Source organism: Echinicola pacifica DSM 19836, from assembly GCF_000373245.1.
In the GTDB taxonomy this organism is placed as follows: Bacteria; Bacteroidota; Bacteroidia; order Cytophagales; family Cyclobacteriaceae; genus Echinicola; species Echinicola pacifica.
The window spans coordinates 161,960-181,359 of sequence record NZ_KB890750.1 but is presented as its reverse complement, the minus strand read 5'-3'; the positions used below and the strand labels follow the sequence as shown (position 1 = coordinate 181,359).

Genomic DNA, 19,400 nt, shown 5'->3' with positions numbered 1-19,400 from the left:
GAGCCTGGATTCAATAATTAAGGGGGGATTAGTTGTATCTATTTCGGACTGAAATCAGCAGTGTCGCACAGACTTTTGGTAGTTTCTCTAAGTATAAGTTCAGGATTAATGATAATTTTTTCTGAAACCATAGGTTCCTTTTTACTTAAAATGGAAATAATTTTCTGAGCTGCCAATTCACCCATTTTGGCTGCAGTTTGCTGTACTGTAGAGAGCTTGGGACTCATATAAGTAGCTACAGGTTCGTCAGAAAAGCCTATAACAGAGATATCATCAGGCACTCGCTTGCCCAGCTTGTTCAGTACATTGACTGCGTAATGGGCTACATAGTCATTGAAAACAAATAGGCCATCGAGATTGGGGTATTTTTTCAATGTTTTTTCAAGAAATTCATCAATTGAGGAAAGCTCAAATTCATAATAATGTATCAAGGACTCTCTGGTTTTTATTTCATGGGAGGTGAGCGCATCCAAATAACCATAGAGCCGATTATTGCTATTATTTAAATTAATACTGCCCGTTATGTGTGCGATGTATTTGCAGCCGGTTTTCAATAAGTGATCGGTGGCATCGAAAGAAGCTTGATAATCATTAGTGATTACTTTAGGAACAGGAAGGAAATTCGCTACTCGGTCAAAAAACACCATGGGCACCTCATGTTTGAGTAGCTGCTTGAAATGGTCAAACGTTTTAGTTTCTCTAGAAATGGCAACAAGCACTCCGTCAACACGATGTTTAATGCACGTCTTTACTGCTTCAATTTCTTCTTCCAATGACTCATCCGTACTGAATAGAAGAAGAGAATATTCAGTTTCTTTTAAGACTTTTTGAATTCCCTCCACCACTTTTGAGAAAAAATGTAGAGAAAGCTGAGGTACGATTATGGCAATGATCTGACTTTCTCCCTTGCTCAAATGATGGGCTGTGGAGTTTGCCTGATACCCTAATTCATTTGCAAGCTTTTGCACTATATCACAGGTCTTTTTACTAATGCGTGGGTGATTGCTCAGCGCACGTGATACGGTGGAGTGCGATAAATTAAGTTGTTTGGCTATTTCGGTGATGGTGACATACTTTCCCATAGGAGCAATATAATATGCACTTCATTGCATAGCAACTATTTTTATTTATGATCGAAATCAACAACAAATCCAGCTTGTATGCAAGCATAATGATTTACTAGCTAGACCCAAAATGCATAAAAACCAGTTACTGAAAAATGATTATTTAGACAATATTCTACTGGCACAAGAAGACCCTTATCCAGAAAGGCTTATCTGGCCAAGGGTAGAGGAATAATATTATGTCCGGGCCTGACGGTTTTAAGAAATCCTCAGCTAATTTTAGTTAAAAAAATAAGGCTAGTTATTTCCTGTTCACCAAATTTTAATTAAAGTAATTACTGATAATTTATTTTTTATACAAAAGATCTGCTTTGCATTTGATTAATCTTATTTCGTTTAATTGGTCAATAGCTAGTTGGAATTTTTTATTGGCTATATAATCATCAGACACTTTAGTATAAAAATTATAGGGCTTAAGTAATAAGTACCTATTGAAAATGAAATAAATGTGGGCAATTATTTTTTGAACTGATCCGACTAATAAGTATTAAAATTGAGTTTGTGCACAGGTGTGTGCACGTTAAAACAGTTGTTTTTATTTGTAGTTAATGCTCGTTTGCTAGCTTAGCAATCGATTGCGAAAGTGATTTAGTACCCTAACACATTAACCCAAAAACAAACCAAATGAAAAAGTTCTTTACCACGACTATGTTTTTCATGCTCGTTGGTCTTGGTTTATCTGTTGCCCAAAGCAAGACCGTGAGTGGAAAAATTATTGATGATACAGGTGAAACATTACCTGGAGTAAATATCATAGAAAAGGGTACTTCCAATGGTACAACAACCGATTTGGAAGGAAATTTTAGTCTATCAGTTTCAGAAGGAGCAATTATTGTATTTTCCTATATTGGATATGATCCTGTAGAAAGAACGGTAGGCAATGCCAGTGTAATGGATATAACGCTTACGGCAGATTTTTCACAACTTTCGGAAGTCATCGTGGTAGGATATGGAACGGTAAAGAAAAGTGACCTTACAGGTTCGGTATCCACAATTGACACCAAAGAGACATTTAAGGCGCCTACAGCCAATTTGGGCAACTCCTTGCAAGGAAGAGCCTCAGGGGTTCAGGTGACCTCCACCAACGGCACCCCGGGAGCTGGAGCATCAATTAGGATTCGTGGTGGTAATTCTATTACCGCAGGAAACGAACCGTTGTATGTAATAGATGGCTTTGTGGGTGCTGGTAATATTTCCTCAATCAACCCCAATGATATTGAATCCATGCAGGTCCTGAAGGATGCCTCTTCGACTGCAATATATGGAGCGCGAGGTGCAAACGGCGTAATATTAATCACTACTAAGCAAGGTCGCGCCGGCACTATGGAAGTCAATCTTTCCTCTTCTTACGGCATACAGCAATTGCCACGAAAAGTGGATGTCCTATCCGGTAGAGAGTTTGCAGAATGGATAAATGGTCAGGATACTAATCCTAGTGATGGATTACCTTTTGATTTGGACAACCTGCCGGGCGAGGAAACAGACTGGCAAGATGTGATGATTTCTCCGGCGCCGATTACAGATAATCAGATATCAATCTCCGGGGGTACAGAAAAAACCAAATATTTCGTGTCTGCCGGGTTTTTCGGGCAAGATGGGATTATAGAGAGCACCTCCTTTAAGAGATATAGTCTTCGCTCTAATATCGATAGTAAGCTATCTAAAGTCTTCAGCACAGGACTTAATCTATCTCTTTCAAGTACTTATAGCGACAACAATAATGTGGACTTAACATTTTTGATAAGAGCCGATCCTTTGATGCCGGTTTATAACGACGATGGCACTTATAATGGGCAGGTCTATGGCGTGGCAAACCAACAAAGTAATATCCTTGCAGATAACGTATTAAACGAAAATGACACGTTTCAGAAGAGAGCTTTGATCAATACTTACATTCAGGCCGTATTATTTGAAAAATTGACGATTAAATCCACGTTTGGTGGGGACTTTCTTTTCAGTAAGCAGCATCAGTTTATTCCTTCCATCAATCCCACCAGTATTCGTTCCGGACTTTTAGGGCAGGCTGATATCAACCGATTAAATGATACTGAATTCCTAAATGAAAATACGATTGACTATAGAGAGGCTTGGGGAAAGCATTCATTGAGCGTGCTGGGCGGAGTCACTTTCCAGACACAAAGTAGAGAGACGGTTATCATCTCAGCAAACCAAATACCAAGTGATGGGGTAGGCGTAAATGCCATTGAACTCGCTCCTAATGAAAACACAAGCCTCAACTCTAACTATTCCGAATATTCCTTATTCTCTTTATTGGGGAGAGTGAATTATTCTTATGACGGTAAATATCTTGCAACGGCTACCATCCGACGAGATGGTTCTTCACGATTGGGAGCAATCAATAGATTTGCATTATTTCCTTCTGTGGCCCTGGCGTGGAACGTGGCAGAGGAGTCATTCTTTGATGAAATAAAAGCAATAAATGTCCTTAAAGTCAGAACTAGCTATGGCCTTACGGGTAATCAGGGAGTGAACCCATTCAGCACGCTTCCTACTTATGCTGTCCTAGGGACGAGCACGATTTTAGGTGGTGCCGCAGTGGCCGGGGTTACCCAAGGGACATTGAATAATCCAGACTTAAGGTGGGAAACTACCGCCCAGCTTGATTTTGGGATAGAAATCGGAATGTTCCAAAGTAGATTGACTGCTGAGCTAGATTTCTACTATAAGAAAACAGAGGATTTGCTGCTTGCCGCTGAGGTGCCAACTCACACTGGCTATTCCACGACCATTCAGAACGTGGGTTCATTGGAAAATAAAGGGCTGGACTTTAGCCTTCACGGAGTGATAGTGGAGAAGGAGAATTTTGCATGGTCAGCCTCTCTTAACCTCTCCACCTTTAAAAACAAAGTACTTGATCTGGGTAGTAAAACTTTTATCACCACCGTCAATATGACTGGAAACCAGCCTGCAGGTCAATTAATTGTAGGTGAACCCGTGGGTACTTTCGTAGGGTATCTGTATGAAAGCATCGATCCAGCCACAGGAGATGCTATTTTCACCGATATCAGTGGTCCGGAGGGTATTCCCGATGGTGAAATCAGCACTGAATATGACCGAACAGTTATAGGCAACGCCAATCCGGACTTCTATGGCGGTTTCGGTACAAATATAAGGTTCAAAAACTTTGATATGAATGCCTTCTTCCCATTCACTTATGGAAATCAAATCTATAATACTGAGGCGTTTTGGGCTAATGAAATCAATATAAATGGCTTGGCTTCATTAAGAAAAAACATGTGGACGCCTGAGAATACCGAAAACGCTTCATTCGCTAGTGTGGGCAGTACCTCTATGAGTAATTCAAGTAATTTCTACCTTCAGGATGGGAGTTTTCTAAGACTCGGGACACTACAAATAGGCTATACCTTGCCTGCTGATTTGATTAAAGGAGTAAAGAATTTCCGTTTTTATTTTACCGGGACAAACCTGTTTTTGGTTAAATCCAAAGATTACTGGGGCTTTGATCCAGATGTAAGCACTTTTGGCGACAACCCTGTAAACAGAGGGTTTGATAACTATGAGTACCCGCAAAACAGGTCCTTAATGTTAGGGTTAAATATTACTTTCTAATTCCTTTTTAAGAATTAAAATCTAAAAAAATGAAAACGAGATATTTTATTATAGCTATAGTTACTTTGTTTAGCACGGCGATGATCAGTTGCGACGATTTCCTAGAGGAAGATCCAAGAGGTCTATTGACGCCAGATAATTTTTTCAAGAATGAAGATGAAGCCAAGTTAGCCTTGAACGGTTTGCAAGGCAAAATGCCAGCATCGGCAGGGATGGATGCCATCCTGGGTACGGATCAGGGGGTATGTGGTCGCTTTGCCATTGCACCAGGATGGGTAGCGGCTGTATATGATGCAGAGGCAAATCATTCATCCTTCGCCAACACCTGGGCAGGCTTGTACGCAGGAGTAAGAGATGCCAATTTATTATTGGCGCGAATAGGTGACTCCCCATTAACACAGGAGATAAAAGGAAGTGTCAGAGCACAGGCATTATTTTATCGTGCCACCTTCTATTTTGAGCTTACTACGCTTTTTGGGGATGTGCCTTATTGGAGGGATGAGATTAATATGGCAGAAGTAAGTCTTTTAGGGCAAACTGCCGCTAATACTATTCAGAATGAGATGATTAGTGATTTGGATGAGGCGATTACCTCTGGCTATCTGTCCTCAGATCGATGGAACCAAAATAACGGGAGGCCTACAGAATGGTCCGTTCGCATGTTGAAAGCACACTTTCACATTTGGCAAGAACAATGGTCGGAAGCACGTTCGGAGTTGATTGAGATTACTCAAAATTCGCCGCATAAGGACTTGTCACCTTATGGAGAAATGTACAAGGAAGGAAATGAAGCACATCATGAACTGATTTTTGGTAGAGAATACCTGGCGAATGTTCAAAATAATGGCTCAACCCAGAATATAGCACACTATAACTCTAATGCTGAAAATGCTAGCACAAGAACCGCTATGAATCAGTTGGGGCTTTATGCTTCATCTGCTGCTACTACTTTTAGGAAGAGTTATGCTGATTCCTACGATGAAAATGATGCCAGAAAACCATACAATATTTTTGGAAGTCATACCCTTGCAAATGGCCAGGTGGCTGAGTTTAATTGGATTTATATCACCAAGTTCCAAAATGGACCAGTTCCAGTAAGTGACCCATTATTTACCACTGCAAATCCCGTTCATACGACCAGCATGCCCTCAAGAATTTTCAAACTTTCGGATGCTTTATTGCTTCTTGCTGAAGCGGAATTTATGATGGAAGGTTCATCGGCAGCAGCCCTTGACCCACTCAATAGGGTAAGGAGGAGAGCCAACCTTCCAGAATTAACCGAGCTGACCATGCAAGACATCATGAGTGAACGCGGCTGGGAACTGGCAGCAGAAGGCTACTTTGGTCATAAAAGGGACTTGATCAGATGGGGGATTTTGGAGGAAACGGTGATGGCCACACCGGCAGCTGAAAGAGCGGCGGGGGCTTATACTCTTGCGATTTCCCGTGCAATGGATGATTCCACCAAAATAGCAAATGCCCCAATGGGTAAATTTCGTGTGTTTCCAGTGCCAAGCCAGGAACTTCTGAAAAGCCAAGACTTGGGTGGAGGACTGGTTCAAAATCCACTTTGGCAGTAGAAAACAGGTTTCAAAACATAGCTGTCAGTCTTATTGATTGACAGCTAGAATTTTGCCTATAAAGACAATTTGAGGAGGAGCTCATTCACTGGCTATTGAATGAAGGAGCGGTTAAGATTTTAATAGGTAAGCATTTGACTAAATAAATTGGATAGACAAACCAACTTTTAATCAGCGATTTAATTCCACTTATTACACATTAACCCTTAACCAATGAAAACCCAAAACCTCTATTTCAACATTCTTCTATGTGTATTTATCTTCTACGGATGTAGTCCCAAGGAACCTATTCAAGTCTATGTTTCTGTAGAAGGAAACGATGAGGCTGATGGAAGTATTGAAGCACCTTTTGCATCACTTCCACAGGCAATAGATGCTATTCGATCTTTGCGGGATGCTGGGAATGAAAATCCAGCTATTGTTTTTCTCAGAGAGGGCAGGCATCAGCTCAAGGAAACTTTGGTTTTGGGAATAGAGGATGGTGATCCGTCTCCGATACAAAATAATAAACCTGATAAGCCAGGAGCCGGTACCTTAGAGGGGCCGGCATATTTGACAATTCAGGGCTATCCCGGGGAAAATCCGATTCTCAGTTCGGGTATTCCTGTGGAAGGCTGGCAATTGGCAACTGATGATTTGTCTGACCTTACAGAAGCAGCCAAAGGAAAAGTATGGGTTGCGGACATTCCGGCAAGTCTGGATAAATTCTACACCTTATATGATGGCTCTGGTCGGCTAAATCGTGCCAGAGCAGATGGCTTTGTTCCATTAAAATCAGGCGATAAAAAGACCTTGTACTTCCCCAAAGGAAAATTAAAGAACTGGGACAACCTTCAGGATGTGGAACTGAATATAAGACCCAGCCGCGCATGGATGATCAATATGCTTCCGCTTGAATCTGTGGATGAGGAAAATGGCATTGCAAAAACAAGTGTTTCGGCAACCTATGAAATAGGGCCTTTAGCCGGATGGGTCCATACTAAAGATGGGAACTCCGCTTGGATTGAGAATACGATGGATGCACTGGATGAAGCAGGAGAGTGGGTGATAAATTCCAAAACTCGCAAGATTTATTTATGGCCAGCCAATCCCGCAGAAGATGGTTCTCCGTATGGAATCCTTGCACCTGCTACCAGTGAGCTTATCCGCGTAGAAGGTAAAATAGACTATGATGGTCTTACTGATCGGCCAGTACAGGGTATCACTTTCAAGGGCATCACTTTTTCACATGCTGATCGCCGAGCATGGACCAATGATGAAGATCAAATTGGCTGGGGAATGCAGCACGATTGGGATATGTTTGATAGACCTACGGCCCTGCTTCGCTTCCGGGGAGCTGAAAACTGCCAGGTGATCGAATGTACCTTTACTCAGTCTGGAGGTTCCGGTGTTCGCTTTGATTTATTTGCGCAGCGAAACAGAGTGGAAGACAGTGAATTTGCCTATCTGGGGGAAGCGGGTATTCTATTGTCAGGCTACGGCCCTGGCACTAAAGACGTCAATCATCATAACGATATCATCAATAATCACATTCACCATTTTAGCCAGATCACATGGCATTCTCCCGGGATATGGGCTTGGCAGAGTGGCCATAATCATATCGCCAATAATTTCCTTCATCACAGTGGTTATGCTGGAATCTTGATCACTAACCGTGTGACTCCAAACAGGAAGCCAGGTGGTGAGGGAGGAAAAACGGTGAGACATCAGGAAATCACTCAGGAAGACAAGAATGAGGGTGATGAGCATTATGAAGATTGGAAGAAACGCGAGAAGTACAACCACTCCAGACACAACCTGGTAGAATATAATGAGATCACAGATGCCGTCCAATTGCTTTCTGATGGCAATTGCATCTATGTATCCGGTGCTGGTACCGGTAATATAATCCGCTATAATTATTTGCATGATAATCTGGAAGAATCCATGCCAGCCCCCATCAGATGTGATGATGATCAGCATGAAACCTTCATATATGGCAATGTGCTATACAACAATTTCGGCTTCAGTGCTGGTATTGCTTCGAAGGGGGTCAATGATATCATTAACAATTTCATCGTCGCTCCACGAGTTGCCCCCTTCTCCGGCTATTTGAGTTTCGAGTGGGTTCCGGTGCCGGGATCAAAAATTTACCATAATATAATTATTGCACATCCAGATGGTGGAAACGCCAATAATGAAAGACCTCGAAGAGATCAAATCACAGGTCTTCCAAATCTGGAAGACACAAAAATGGATTCCAATCTTTATTTCCATCCTACTGATCCGAATTGGATGGTAGCGCATTTTGAGCGGATGAGAGCGGTAGGAAATGAGAAGGCAAGTCTATTTGGAGATCCTAAATTCATTGATCCTGCGAAAGGGGATTTTGGTTTCCAGGACGGTAGTCCTGCCTTAAAGCTAGGGATAGAACAATTGGATGTTTCCAAAATGGGTTTGAAAGATTAATCGATGGGTATGAAAAATGAAGAAATGCTGGCTGCCTATAGGGGTATCTATTTTCAGGCTTTTAGGCACCAATCCAAGGGTGCCAGGGCTGCAAAAACTAAATGGGATTTTCATTTTCCCTCTGATAAGAATAAGGAAATCATGAAGAATAATAGTAATCAATTAAGTAAGATGGTTTTAATGGTGTCAAAAAAAATGAAGGCAAATGTACTGGTAATACTGCTATCCTGCATGATTTTCTCAGGATGCCAAAATACTCTTTTATTAACTTCTGATAAGGCCGACAGACCGAACAAGACACTTCGCCTATGGTACAAGGAATCAGCGCCAAATAATAATGAAGGCTGGATCAATCGTTCGATTCCAATGGGAAATGGCTATATGGGGGTCAACATCTTTGGTGGTACGGAAACGGAACGAATTCAAATCACCGAAAATAGCTTATACGATTGGGGTGAGGATCGTGGCCTTAACCGAAGAGGCTTAAACAATTTTGCAGAGGTTTATATTGATTTCGATCACCCTAATACCCAGAATTATAAGCAGGAATTGAACCTAAATAAAGGGGTATCTTCTGTGGGCTATGAGCAAGATAGTATAAAGTACTCTAGGGATTATTTTACCAGTTACCCTGATAAAGTCATGGTAATCCGCTTGGCTGCCTCGGAAGAAGGAAAATTGTCATTTACACTACGTCCTACTATTCCCTACCTGGGAGAAGGGAAGTCAGGTTCTGTATCGGCATCGGGTGATTTAATTACGCTTTCGGGGGTAATGAATTACTATGAAGTGAAGTATGAGGGACAATTTAAAGTTATCCCGGAAGGGGGCACAATGGAGGCATCAAATGAAGGTACTATCAGCGTTTCGGATGCTAATAGTGCTGTGATTCTGATAGCCGTAGGGACCAACTATGAGCTTGACCCTCAGGTATTTTTAGTTGACAATCCGACCGGGAAACTGGAGGGGTTCCCAGATCCTCATCAGAAGGTCAATGCCTATATGAAAAATGCGGCAGGGAAATCATATGAGGAATTATTAGAAAGACATCAAGCTGATTATCAAGAGTTATATGGTCGGGTAAATTTTGATCTTGGAGCTACTGAACCGACTATTCCCACCAACGAGTTGGTAGATGCCTATCCCAATGGTGCCTCGAGTACTTACCTTGAGGAGCTTGCATTCCAATTTGGGCGCTATATGTTGATTTGCTCTTCCAGGAAAGGCACCCTTCCACCACATCTTCAAGGCATCTGGAACGTGTATGAAAGACCACCATGGTCGTCTCAGTACTTGCATGATACAAACCTGCAAATGGCTTATGCACCGGTCTTCTCTACTAATTTGTCTGAGTTATTTCAGTCCTACTTGGACTATTTTAGCACTTTTGAGCCTCGACAAAGGCTATATGCTACCGAATACATCAAGCAGTATAACAGTTCGCAGCTTGACCCTAATGGAGAAAATGGGTGGTCTGGCCCATTTTGGAGCAACCCCTATAATGTCCCGGGCAAGTCACCCGTTGCTGGCTTTGGTACAGGTTCCTGGATCGGACTTCTGTTTTGGGATTATTACGACTTTTTGCGGGATGAGTCACTGCTAGCCGATGAAATATATCCAGTAATCTATGATCAGGCCAATTTTGTATCCAGATTTGTCACGAATACCAATGGATTCCTTCTCGCGAATCCATCTTCCAGCCCGGAACAAAAGCTAAGAAATACAGTTGGCACCACCTTCGACCAGCAGATGTTTTATGAAAATCATCACAACACCCTGAAGGCCGCAGAGATTCTGGGCCGTTCTGATCCACGCTTGCCAACATTTGAATCACAGCTCCCTTTACTAGACCCAATTCAGGTCGGAAAATCAGGACAAATTAAAGAATTCCGTCAGGAAGAATACTTTGACGATATCGGTGACACCCTACATCGCCATACCTCCATGCTTCTAGGCTTATATCCAGGGCAGTTGATCAATGATAATACTCCTGCATGGCTTGATGCTGCGAGAGTTAGTTTGATAAAACGTTCTCACGAAACCAAAATTGGATGGGCACGAGCCGAACGGATAGCCATGTGGGCTCGACTTCACAATGGGGAAGAGGCCTATTTATATTATAAAGAATTATTGAGTGAAAATTACTTACATAACTTGTTCAATGATCATCGAGGAGACCCATTGTTTCAGGCGGATGCGAATTATGGTTCCACTGCCGGACTTGCTGAGATGCTCTTGCAGAGTCAGGACTATATACTTGCTCCATTGACCGCACTACCAGAAGCCTGGTCAGAGGGGAGCTACAGTGGATTATTGGCACGCGGAAACTTTGAGGTTTCTGCGAAATGGTCCGTTGGAATGGCTGAAAAGCTTGAAATTCTCTCAAAATCAGGAGGAATCTTAACCTTAAAGTATCCCAATATCGCAAAGGCAACTATTAAAACAGCTAAAAATCAGCCGGTGGAATTTACGGCTAATGGTACAGACCAAATAAGTATCCCTACGGAAATGGGTCAGACCTATGTATTTACTTCCATTCCCCAATACCTTGCCGTGAATGCTCCCTCAAAGCTAACAATGGATAGGTCTGCTGAAGGTGGGGCTATCAAACTCTCATGGAAGGCTAGCCCGGACGCTGCATCATATACTATTTATCGTGCTGTGGGCAATGCGCCAGATTATGAGCTACTAGCTTCAAAAATCACAGAAACCAATTATGAATATATAATCCCTGATCTGAATAGGGTAAGCCAGATGACTCTAAAGGTCACCGCAGTAGGGGAGAACGGTCGCGAAAGTAAGGAAGGTGCCACCGTGATTTGGCTTATGCGTTAAGTGAAATTTTAGAATATGAAAAGACTAAATAATGTTAGTTGTGCGCTCATGGGTATAGTAATATTCTGTATCACTATCTCCGCATGCAGCACACGCGATCAAGTCCCTACCTACCTCAAAGGTTATGAAAACACCTATGCAGAGGATCCACGAGAGGCTGCACTGGCCTGGTTTAGGAAGGCTGAATTTGGGATGTTTATCCACTATGGATTATACAGCTTAGCAGAAGGCTATTGGGGTGATATCCACTCCACTCCAGCCGAATGGGTGCAATTGCGCGCCAAAATCAGACCTGATGAATATGCTAAGCTGGCCGATCAGTTCACTGCCAAAAATTTTGATGCAGACTTTATCACCGATTTAGCCGTGGAAGCAGGCATGAAATATATAAATATTACGACGCGTCACCATGATGGATTTAGTTTGTTTGACACCAAATACAGTGATTTCAAAAGTACAAATAGTGCTGCCAAGCGTGACCTAATTGCCGAATTGGCTGAGCAATGTCAGGAAAAAGGCTTGGGCTTATTTTTCTATTACTCTCATGGTCGCGACTGGAAACACCCTCATTCCCCTGATAGGGATGAGTGGGGTGGAAATCCCAAACCCGACTATGATCCTCGAGAGGAATCCTATAAATATGGTGAGGAGAAAGATTTACAACTTTATGTGGAATTTATGAAAAATCAAATCACTGAATTATTGACCCAATATGGTCCTGTGGCTGGTATTTGGTTGGATGGAAGGGCAGTGCCAAACTCCCGTCCCGACTTGCTTCCAGAATTGAAACTACAGGAATTGTACGATCATATTCATTCTCTGCAGCCTCAAGTGCTCGTTTCTTATAAGCAAGGTATTTTGGGAACAGAGGATTTCAAAGCGCCAGAGCGGGATTACGAAGGGGACTCTGACATTCCGCTGGAAATCAGCAATACGATGCAGCCTTACGCCTGGGGCTATGATAGGGACAATGATGTCGGGCACAAAACAGCCGATGAGGTAATGCAAATGCTAAGTGATACCAAAAAAGTGAAGGCAAATTTATTACTGAATATTGGCCCACTACCGGATGGGACGGTCTTTCCTGATGATATAAAAACGCTCAAAGAGGTCGGTAAACGTCGAAGATTAAATTAGCAAAACAATGAAACAAACGATAAGATTTAAGTCCTTTCCAACTGCAATACTGCTGGTTATTTTTGGTTGGTTGATATCGGCACAGTGTACTTCATTGGCTCATGCGCAATCTGCCCAGCCAAATATCATAATAATTATGCCTGATGATGCAGGTTATGGGGATTATGCAAGTTTGGGAAGTCCGATTATCCATACCCCTATGGTAGATGCTTTCAAAGAGGAAAGTCTGCTCTTCACCCAATTCCATGTAAGTCCGAAGTGTTCTCCCACCAGGGCAGCGCTGATGAGTGGTCGCCATGAGTTTAAGAATGGTGTAACACATACCGTTTTTGAGCGGGAGCGCTTAAGTCTGGAGACCGTCACTATTTCCCAGATGCTTCAGGAGGCAGGGTATGCCACTGGAATTTTCGGCAAATGGCATTTAGGTGATGAAGCGCCTTACCGTCCAGAAAACCGTGGGTTTGATGAAGTGTATATTCACGCCGGAGGCGGTATCGGACAAACTTTCCCGGGATCCTGTGGTGATGCACCAGGAAACAGCAATATCAATCCTGCACTTTGGCATAATGGAATCTGGGAGAAAAAGATAGGATACAGTACTGATCTGTTTTTCGAGCAAGCCCTCCAATGGATGAATGAAAAAAGGGAAAAGAATGAACCCTTCTTCACTTACCTACCGCTAAATGCTGCCCATGGCCCATACATAGTGCCTGAGAAATATTACCAACATTATCTTGGCCTCCCAGGTGTAGATGAGGAAACGGCAAAGTTTTATGGAATGCTGGAAAATGTAGATACAAATTTTGGAGAGCTCCTTCTTAAGCTTGAGGACTGGGGTATTTCCGATAATACACTTGTAATCTTTATGGGATCTGACAATGGAGGTACCAAAGGTGTACCCATCTTCAATGCTGGTATGCGTGAGGGAAAGGGTTCTCCTTATCAGGGTGGAACTCGCGTGCCAATGTTTGTTAGGTGGCCAAAGGGCGGCATTCTACCCAATACCGAGACCGATGCCCTGACCGCACATATCGATATTTTTCCAACACTTGCTGAGGTGGCCGGAGCGAAATTGCCTACAAACACACAAAATCAACTTGATGGGATAAGCCTAGTGCCCTTACTTAAAAACCCAGAATCCGCATGGGAAGATCGCACACTGGTGCATCATTTCGGAAACTGGGCTCAAGGCAAAGCATCCGAGTCCAAGTATAGGAGGTCCGCAATCCAGAATTCCAGATTTACACTTGTAAATAATACCGAATTGTATGATTTAAAAGCGGACCGTGGGGAAAATAAAAATGTCATCTCTGAGCATCCTGAAGTGGTGGCAGAGCTTCGCGCCATTTATGAACTCTGGTGGATGGAAGTACAACCATTATTGATAAATGAAGATAAGATTGGCCCCAAAATAAATCCAATGAAGGAGCTTTACTGGAAACAGTTTGGCGGAGAACCTGACGAGGAACTTCTAAACCGCATGGATCCGAATAATGCTGTTAAGATGAGTCAGGAAATCGCTGAGCGAAACGAAAAAAACTGGGCCAATAAGGCAAAAAAGGAGTGATCCGATATAGGGGTCTTGCTTCCCTAAAATCAAGAGATAATTCCTTCAATTCTAAACAATTACCACATTAACCTAAACCCAATAAATGAAAACCACTCGAACCATCGTTCTTTTTTCTTTCCTCACATTCTATGTGACGGTCGGAATGGCGCAAACCAAATCCCTAAAAAATAGCCGTCCTAATATCATCCTGGTGTTGACAGATGATCAAGGAATGGGTGATCTGTCCTGCATGGGTAATACTGTGCTGAGAACCCCTAATATGGATAAGCTCTATAGCCAATCAACCCGCTTCACTGATTATCATGTGAGCCCTACTTGCGCCCCGACACGTTCGGCAATTATGAGTGGTGCACGACCTTTTGAAGTTGGGGTGACGCATACCATCTTCCAACGGGAGCGAATGGCCCTGGAGGTCTTTACCCTGCCTCAGGCTTTACAGTCGGCGGGTTATACCACGGGTATATTCGGCAAATGGCACTTGGGAGATGAGGAAGAGTATCTACCTGGAAATCGGGGATTTGATGAGGTCCTGATACATGGAGCTGGTGGGATAGGGCAGAGCAGGTTTGGCGATTTCCCTGCCAATAAAGAGAATTTATATTTTGATAATGTGCTTTTACATAACGATACCATTGTCCAAACAGAGGGCTATTGTACGGATCTATTTTTTGACGCAGCAAAAGCCTGGATCAGAAAGCAGCATGAGAGAAAACAGCCATTTTTCGCTTATATCTCCTTAAATGCTCCGCATGCTCCTTTGGTGGCGCCAGAGCAATATACAGAGCGCTTTTTGGAAATGGGTTACGACCAGGGGACTGCCGGAAGGTATGGAATGGTGGAGAATATTGACGATAATATCGGCGAACTCATGCAAAAACTGGAAGCATGGGATGCCTTGGAAAACACGCTGGTCATCTTCATGACGGATAATGGCGCAACACATTTGAAAGGTTCCTTGAATGGTGAAGAGGTCAGCCACTTTAATGCGAATATGCGTGGAGCTAAAAATTCACCTTTTGAAGGAGGTACTCACGTTCCTGCATTTTGGTATTGGAAAGGTCAGCTGGGAGAAGGAGTGGACATTGATGGACTTACTGCTCACATTGATTTATATCAGACTTTTAGTGAGCTGGCTGGCGCAAAATTACCTGATACTATGCAGGACTTAAGTGGAAAATCACTCATACCACTATTGGAGAATCCTCAGGCATCCTGGGCCGACCGGGAATTATTTATTCATTGTGGAAGGTGGGCTGCTGGAGAAATGGAAAATGCAAAATATAAAAGCATGGCGGTAAGAACGCAGCAATGGCGGTTTGTCAACAATACTATGTTGTTTGATATTTCTAAAGACCCATCCGAAAATAATGATGTTGCAGCCAAATATCCAGAGGTGGTCTCCCAACTACGAGCAGCATACGATAGCTGGTGGGTAGCCACAAAGCCTCTGATGGTAAATGAAGGCCTGCCCTTGGTCAAATCCGAAGATCAACCTTTGGCTATACGATATACGGAACAGCTAGAAGAGATGGGCATACCCAAATGGGCTCCAGAGAAAATTGACTAAGGCAGTGTAAAAGGAGACTGTTCTCTCTAGATTACTTACAAAGAATTACTTAAACTTAAATATAAAATAGATGAAAAACCTGTTTAAACCGCTAATCACCTTGCTCGGGCTTGCAATGGTATTTCAGAGCGAACTTATTGCTCAGCAAAAACCTAATATCATTTTTGTAATCACCGATGACCAGGGGACTGGAGACTTAGGATCTATGGGGAACCCCATTATTAAGACTCCAACCCTCGATGCCTTCCATGATGATGCTGTAAATTTCACCAATTACCATGTTTCCACTACCTGCGCTCCTTCCAGAGGAGCAATCATGACGGGCAGATATACTAACCGATTGAATGTTTTTCATACGATTAGCGGACGTTCTATATTATTTGAAGACGAGGTGATCCTCCCTCAGATTTTTGCCCAAAATGGCTACACCAACGGGATGTTTGGCAAGTGGCATTTGGGAGACAATTATCCCTATCGACCAGAAGATAGAGGTTTTCATGAGGTAGTTCGTCATGGTGGCGGCGGTATTACCCAGGGTCCCGACTATTGGGGCAATGATTACTTCGACGATACTTATTGGCATAATGGGGAGCTTGAAAAATACGAAGGATATTGTACCGATGTATTCTTCTCAGAGGCAATAAACTTTATTGAAGAAAACAAGGATAAGCCTTTTTTCGCCTATATCTCCACCAACGCTCCACATGGCCCGCTTAACGTGCCTGAGGAATATTACAATAGGTATAAGGACTTAAGCGAAGAGGAATTACCGGAGAAATTCAAGAGATTTTACGGGATGATTACCAATATTGACGACAATTTCAAACTCCTTCAAGAGAAGTTGGATGAGCTGGATTTGACCGATAATACTATCCTGATATTCACGACAGATAATGGTACAGCGGGCGGAAACAGCGTTTACGATGGAGGTTTGAGGGGATCAAAAGGAAGTATGTATGAAGGTGGCCACCGTGTCCCTTTATTTATCCGCTGGCCTGATGGACAGCTGACAGGGGGCAAGGACATTGATAAGCTAGTAGCTCATTATGACTTGTTGCCCACCTTTGTGGATTTGCTAGGACTTGAATTCAATCCGATAAAACCTCTTGACGGAACAAGTCTAAAGCCTTTGCTTTCCAACAGCAATGCTCCATGGCCAAATAGAATTCTCTATGTGGATACTCAAAGACTCCAAAACCTAAATAAATACAAGGATTATTCAGTGATGGATGATCGGTGGAGACTCGTCAATGGGACTGAGCTGTATGACATGGAGAATGATAAAATCCAATCCAAAAATGTAATTGATGAACACCCCTTGGAGGCCGAGAAACTGGCTGTGGGTTATGAGAAATGGTGGGAATCCATCATGGCCGAAGGTCCAAACGAGCGCTATGCTTATATCAAAGTTGGGTCTGGCAAAGAGAATCCAAGTCGGATTTCTGCCCACGATATGTTAACCGGGAAATTCCTTTCTATGTGGCATCAAAACGGGGCAATTACTGCCTCTCAGGTGACAGGCCGATGGAAGATTGAATTTGTGGAAGATGGTGAGTATTCCATTAGTTTACGCAGATTCCCAAGAGAAAGTGGATTAGGTATCAATGCTACTTTCCCTCTGCAAGAGAAGACCATAGAAATAGAAAGTGATAGACCAGCAAGTGTAAAGGATGATTTCAAGGAGGCTTACCTATATGTAGCAGACCTGAATAAATCCCAAGTTATAAAGGAAGGGCAGGAAGAAGTGACTTTCACAGGGAAGATTTCAGCAGGAAAATATGACATGGAAGCTCAACTGATCGATGTGGATAAAAGAGTCTATCCAGCATACTATGTCTATATCGAAAAATTAAAATAAGAAAGACCTAGGCTTAGGTATCGTGAATACCTAAGCCTGTATTTCTAAAAATTCTATTTTCCCATACAATTAAAAAAGGTAATGAAAAATCTATTGTGTTTGTTATTAGTGTTGATTGCTTTCTCTGCGACAGGCCAGCAGGCTACCGCTCCACAAAGGAAACCTAATATCATCTATATTTTAGCAGATGATTTGGGGATAGGGGACTTGAGCATTTATAACGAGCACAGCAAGATTATCACCCCAAACCTGGATAAGATGGGGGCGGAGGGAATGAAGTTTAATGATTTCCATACCTCTTCTTCCGTCTGTACTCCGACGAGATACGGTATTATTACTGGCAGATACAATTGGAGAACGCCCCTTAAAAATTTTGTGCTTTGGGGAAATTCCCCAATGCTTATAAGAGAGGATAGACTAACGGTAGCCGATTTATTAAAAGAAAAAGGCTACAAAACTGCAAGTATAGGCAAATGGCACTTGGGACTCAATTGGTCAATGAAGGAAGGTAGTCAGGAGTATGAATATTACTCGAAAATAACCGACAGATTTGATGCCTCAGCAATTGATTATTCTCAGCCCTTAAAGAAAGGTGCTTTGGACTTAGGCTTTGATTATTCTTATATGATTTCGGCTTCCCTGAATATGCCTCCCTATGTGTATCTGGAGAATGACCGGGTGGTGATGCAGCCTTCAGGTATATCCGAGCAGAAAAGTTCGGTAAACAAATATAGTCATTGGATCAAAGGAGATATATCTGAGGATTTTGTCCATGAGGAGGTTTTACCTGTTTTGGTGGATAAGACCAATGACTTCATCCGGAAAAATGCCTCCGCAGTGGATCCATTTTTTATTTACCTGCCTTTACCTGCTCCACATAATCCAATAGTGCCTATTACCCCATGGAAGGGTTCAAGTAACATCAATCCCTATGCAGATTTTGTGGTGATGATAGATGATTTGATGGGGGAAATATTCAAAACGATTCAGGAAGCTGGAATAGAAGACAATACTATGGTCATTTTCACCAGTGATAATGGCTGTGCCTCCACTGCGGATTTTGCGGTATTAAAATCCAAGGGGCATAATCCCAGCTATATCTATAGCGGAGCAAAAGGCAGTTATCTGGAAGGTGGTCATCGAGTCCCGTTTTTGGTCAAATGGCCAGAAGTAATTCAAGCTAATTCCATCTCTGATGCTACGGTTTGTACCACAGATTTCATGGCTACGGTGGCTGAGATAGTAGGGTATGAATTGCTTGACAATGAAGCGGAGGACAGTTTCAGTATGCTGCCTTTGCTTACCCAGGAGGGAGACTTCGAGAGAAAATCCACCATACATCATTCCAAGACGGGGATTTTTGCCATCAGAAAGGGTGACTGGAAACTGATAGTAGCTCCCAATTCCGGGGTCAATGCAGCTGGAAAACCTGAGCCGGCGAACCCTGAGCTTCCAGACCTGATCTTATATAATCTAAAAACGGATATTGCCGAAAAATCAAATGTGGCTGGAGAATACCCGGAAGTAGTAGCGGAATTGAAACAGGTGCTCATCAGGGAAATTAAAGCGGGTAGAAGTACTCCTGGCGAAGAGCAAAGTAATGACCCAATCACTACCCCTTGGGTACAAGCGGCTTTTACAAACGAATAAAGATCTATTTAAAAGGACTTAGAATACTATGAAAGCAATG

Annotated in this window: 10 protein-coding genes; 9 read left to right on the top strand and 1 reads right to left on the bottom strand. The window is 42.7% G+C overall.

The features are described from left to right. Positions 1 to 38: 38 nt before the first annotated feature. The gene (locus B050_RS0111515; protein WP_018474069.1) at positions 39 to 1,082 is read right to left on the bottom strand and encodes a LacI family DNA-binding transcriptional regulator; all 1,044 of its coding nucleotides are present in this window, start codon (positions 1,080 to 1,082) and stop codon (positions 39 to 41) included. Between the two features lie 666 nt (positions 1,083 to 1,748). Between B050_RS0111515 and B050_RS22365 the strand changes: the two genes are divergently transcribed. The 9 genes from B050_RS22365 to B050_RS0111470 all read left to right on the top strand — a co-directional run bounded on the left by B050_RS22365 (position 1,749) and on the right by B050_RS0111470 (position 19,360). Next, complete coding sequence (locus tag B050_RS22365; protein WP_083923276.1) at positions 1,749 to 4,715, top strand: SusC/RagA family TonB-linked outer membrane protein; 2,967 nt, start codon at positions 1,749 to 1,751, stop codon at positions 4,713 to 4,715. A gap of 29 nt (positions 4,716 to 4,744) precedes the next feature. After that, positions 4,745 to 6,295 carry a RagB/SusD family nutrient uptake outer membrane protein gene (locus B050_RS0111505; protein WP_083923275.1) on the top strand — a complete coding sequence of 517 codons (1,551 nt, stop codon included), beginning with the start codon at positions 4,745 to 4,747 and terminating at the stop codon, positions 6,293 to 6,295. A 213-nt stretch (positions 6,296 to 6,508) separates the two neighbouring features. Beyond that, the gene (locus B050_RS0111500; protein ID WP_018474066.1) at positions 6,509 to 8,743 is read left to right on the top strand and encodes a right-handed parallel beta-helix repeat-containing protein; all 2,235 of its coding nucleotides are present in this window, start codon (positions 6,509 to 6,511) and stop codon (positions 8,741 to 8,743) included. Positions 8,744 to 8,752: 9 nt separating this feature from the next. Next, complete coding sequence (locus tag B050_RS0111495) at positions 8,753 to 11,578, top strand: glycoside hydrolase family 95 protein (RefSeq protein ID WP_205744991.1); 2,826 nt, start codon at positions 8,753 to 8,755, stop codon at positions 11,576 to 11,578. Positions 11,579 to 11,593: 15 nt separating this feature from the next. After that, entirely contained in the window at positions 11,594 to 12,715 is a 1,122-nt protein-coding gene (locus B050_RS0111490; RefSeq protein WP_044202327.1) for an alpha-L-fucosidase, read from the top strand. Positions 12,716 to 12,722: 7 nt separating this feature from the next. Beyond that, a complete protein-coding gene (locus B050_RS0111485) occupies positions 12,723 to 14,282 on the top strand; it encodes an arylsulfatase (RefSeq protein ID WP_083923274.1) in 1,560 nt (519 codons plus the stop codon). Between the two features lie 85 nt (positions 14,283 to 14,367). Further along, positions 14,368 to 15,852 (top strand): arylsulfatase, encoded by a 1,485-nt coding sequence (locus tag B050_RS0111480; RefSeq protein ID WP_018474062.1) that lies wholly within the window; start codon positions 14,368 to 14,370, stop codon positions 15,850 to 15,852. A 70-nt stretch (positions 15,853 to 15,922) separates the two neighbouring features. After that, positions 15,923 to 17,710: an arylsulfatase gene (locus B050_RS0111475; protein WP_018474061.1), complete on the top strand. Its 1,788-nt coding sequence runs from the start codon at positions 15,923 to 15,925 to the stop codon at positions 17,708 to 17,710. 81 nt (positions 17,711 to 17,791) lie between these two features. Further along, the gene (locus tag B050_RS0111470; protein ID WP_018474060.1) at positions 17,792 to 19,360 is read left to right on the top strand and encodes a sulfatase family protein; all 1,569 of its coding nucleotides are present in this window, start codon (positions 17,792 to 17,794) and stop codon (positions 19,358 to 19,360) included. The last annotated feature ends 40 nt before the right edge of the window (positions 19,361 to 19,400 follow it).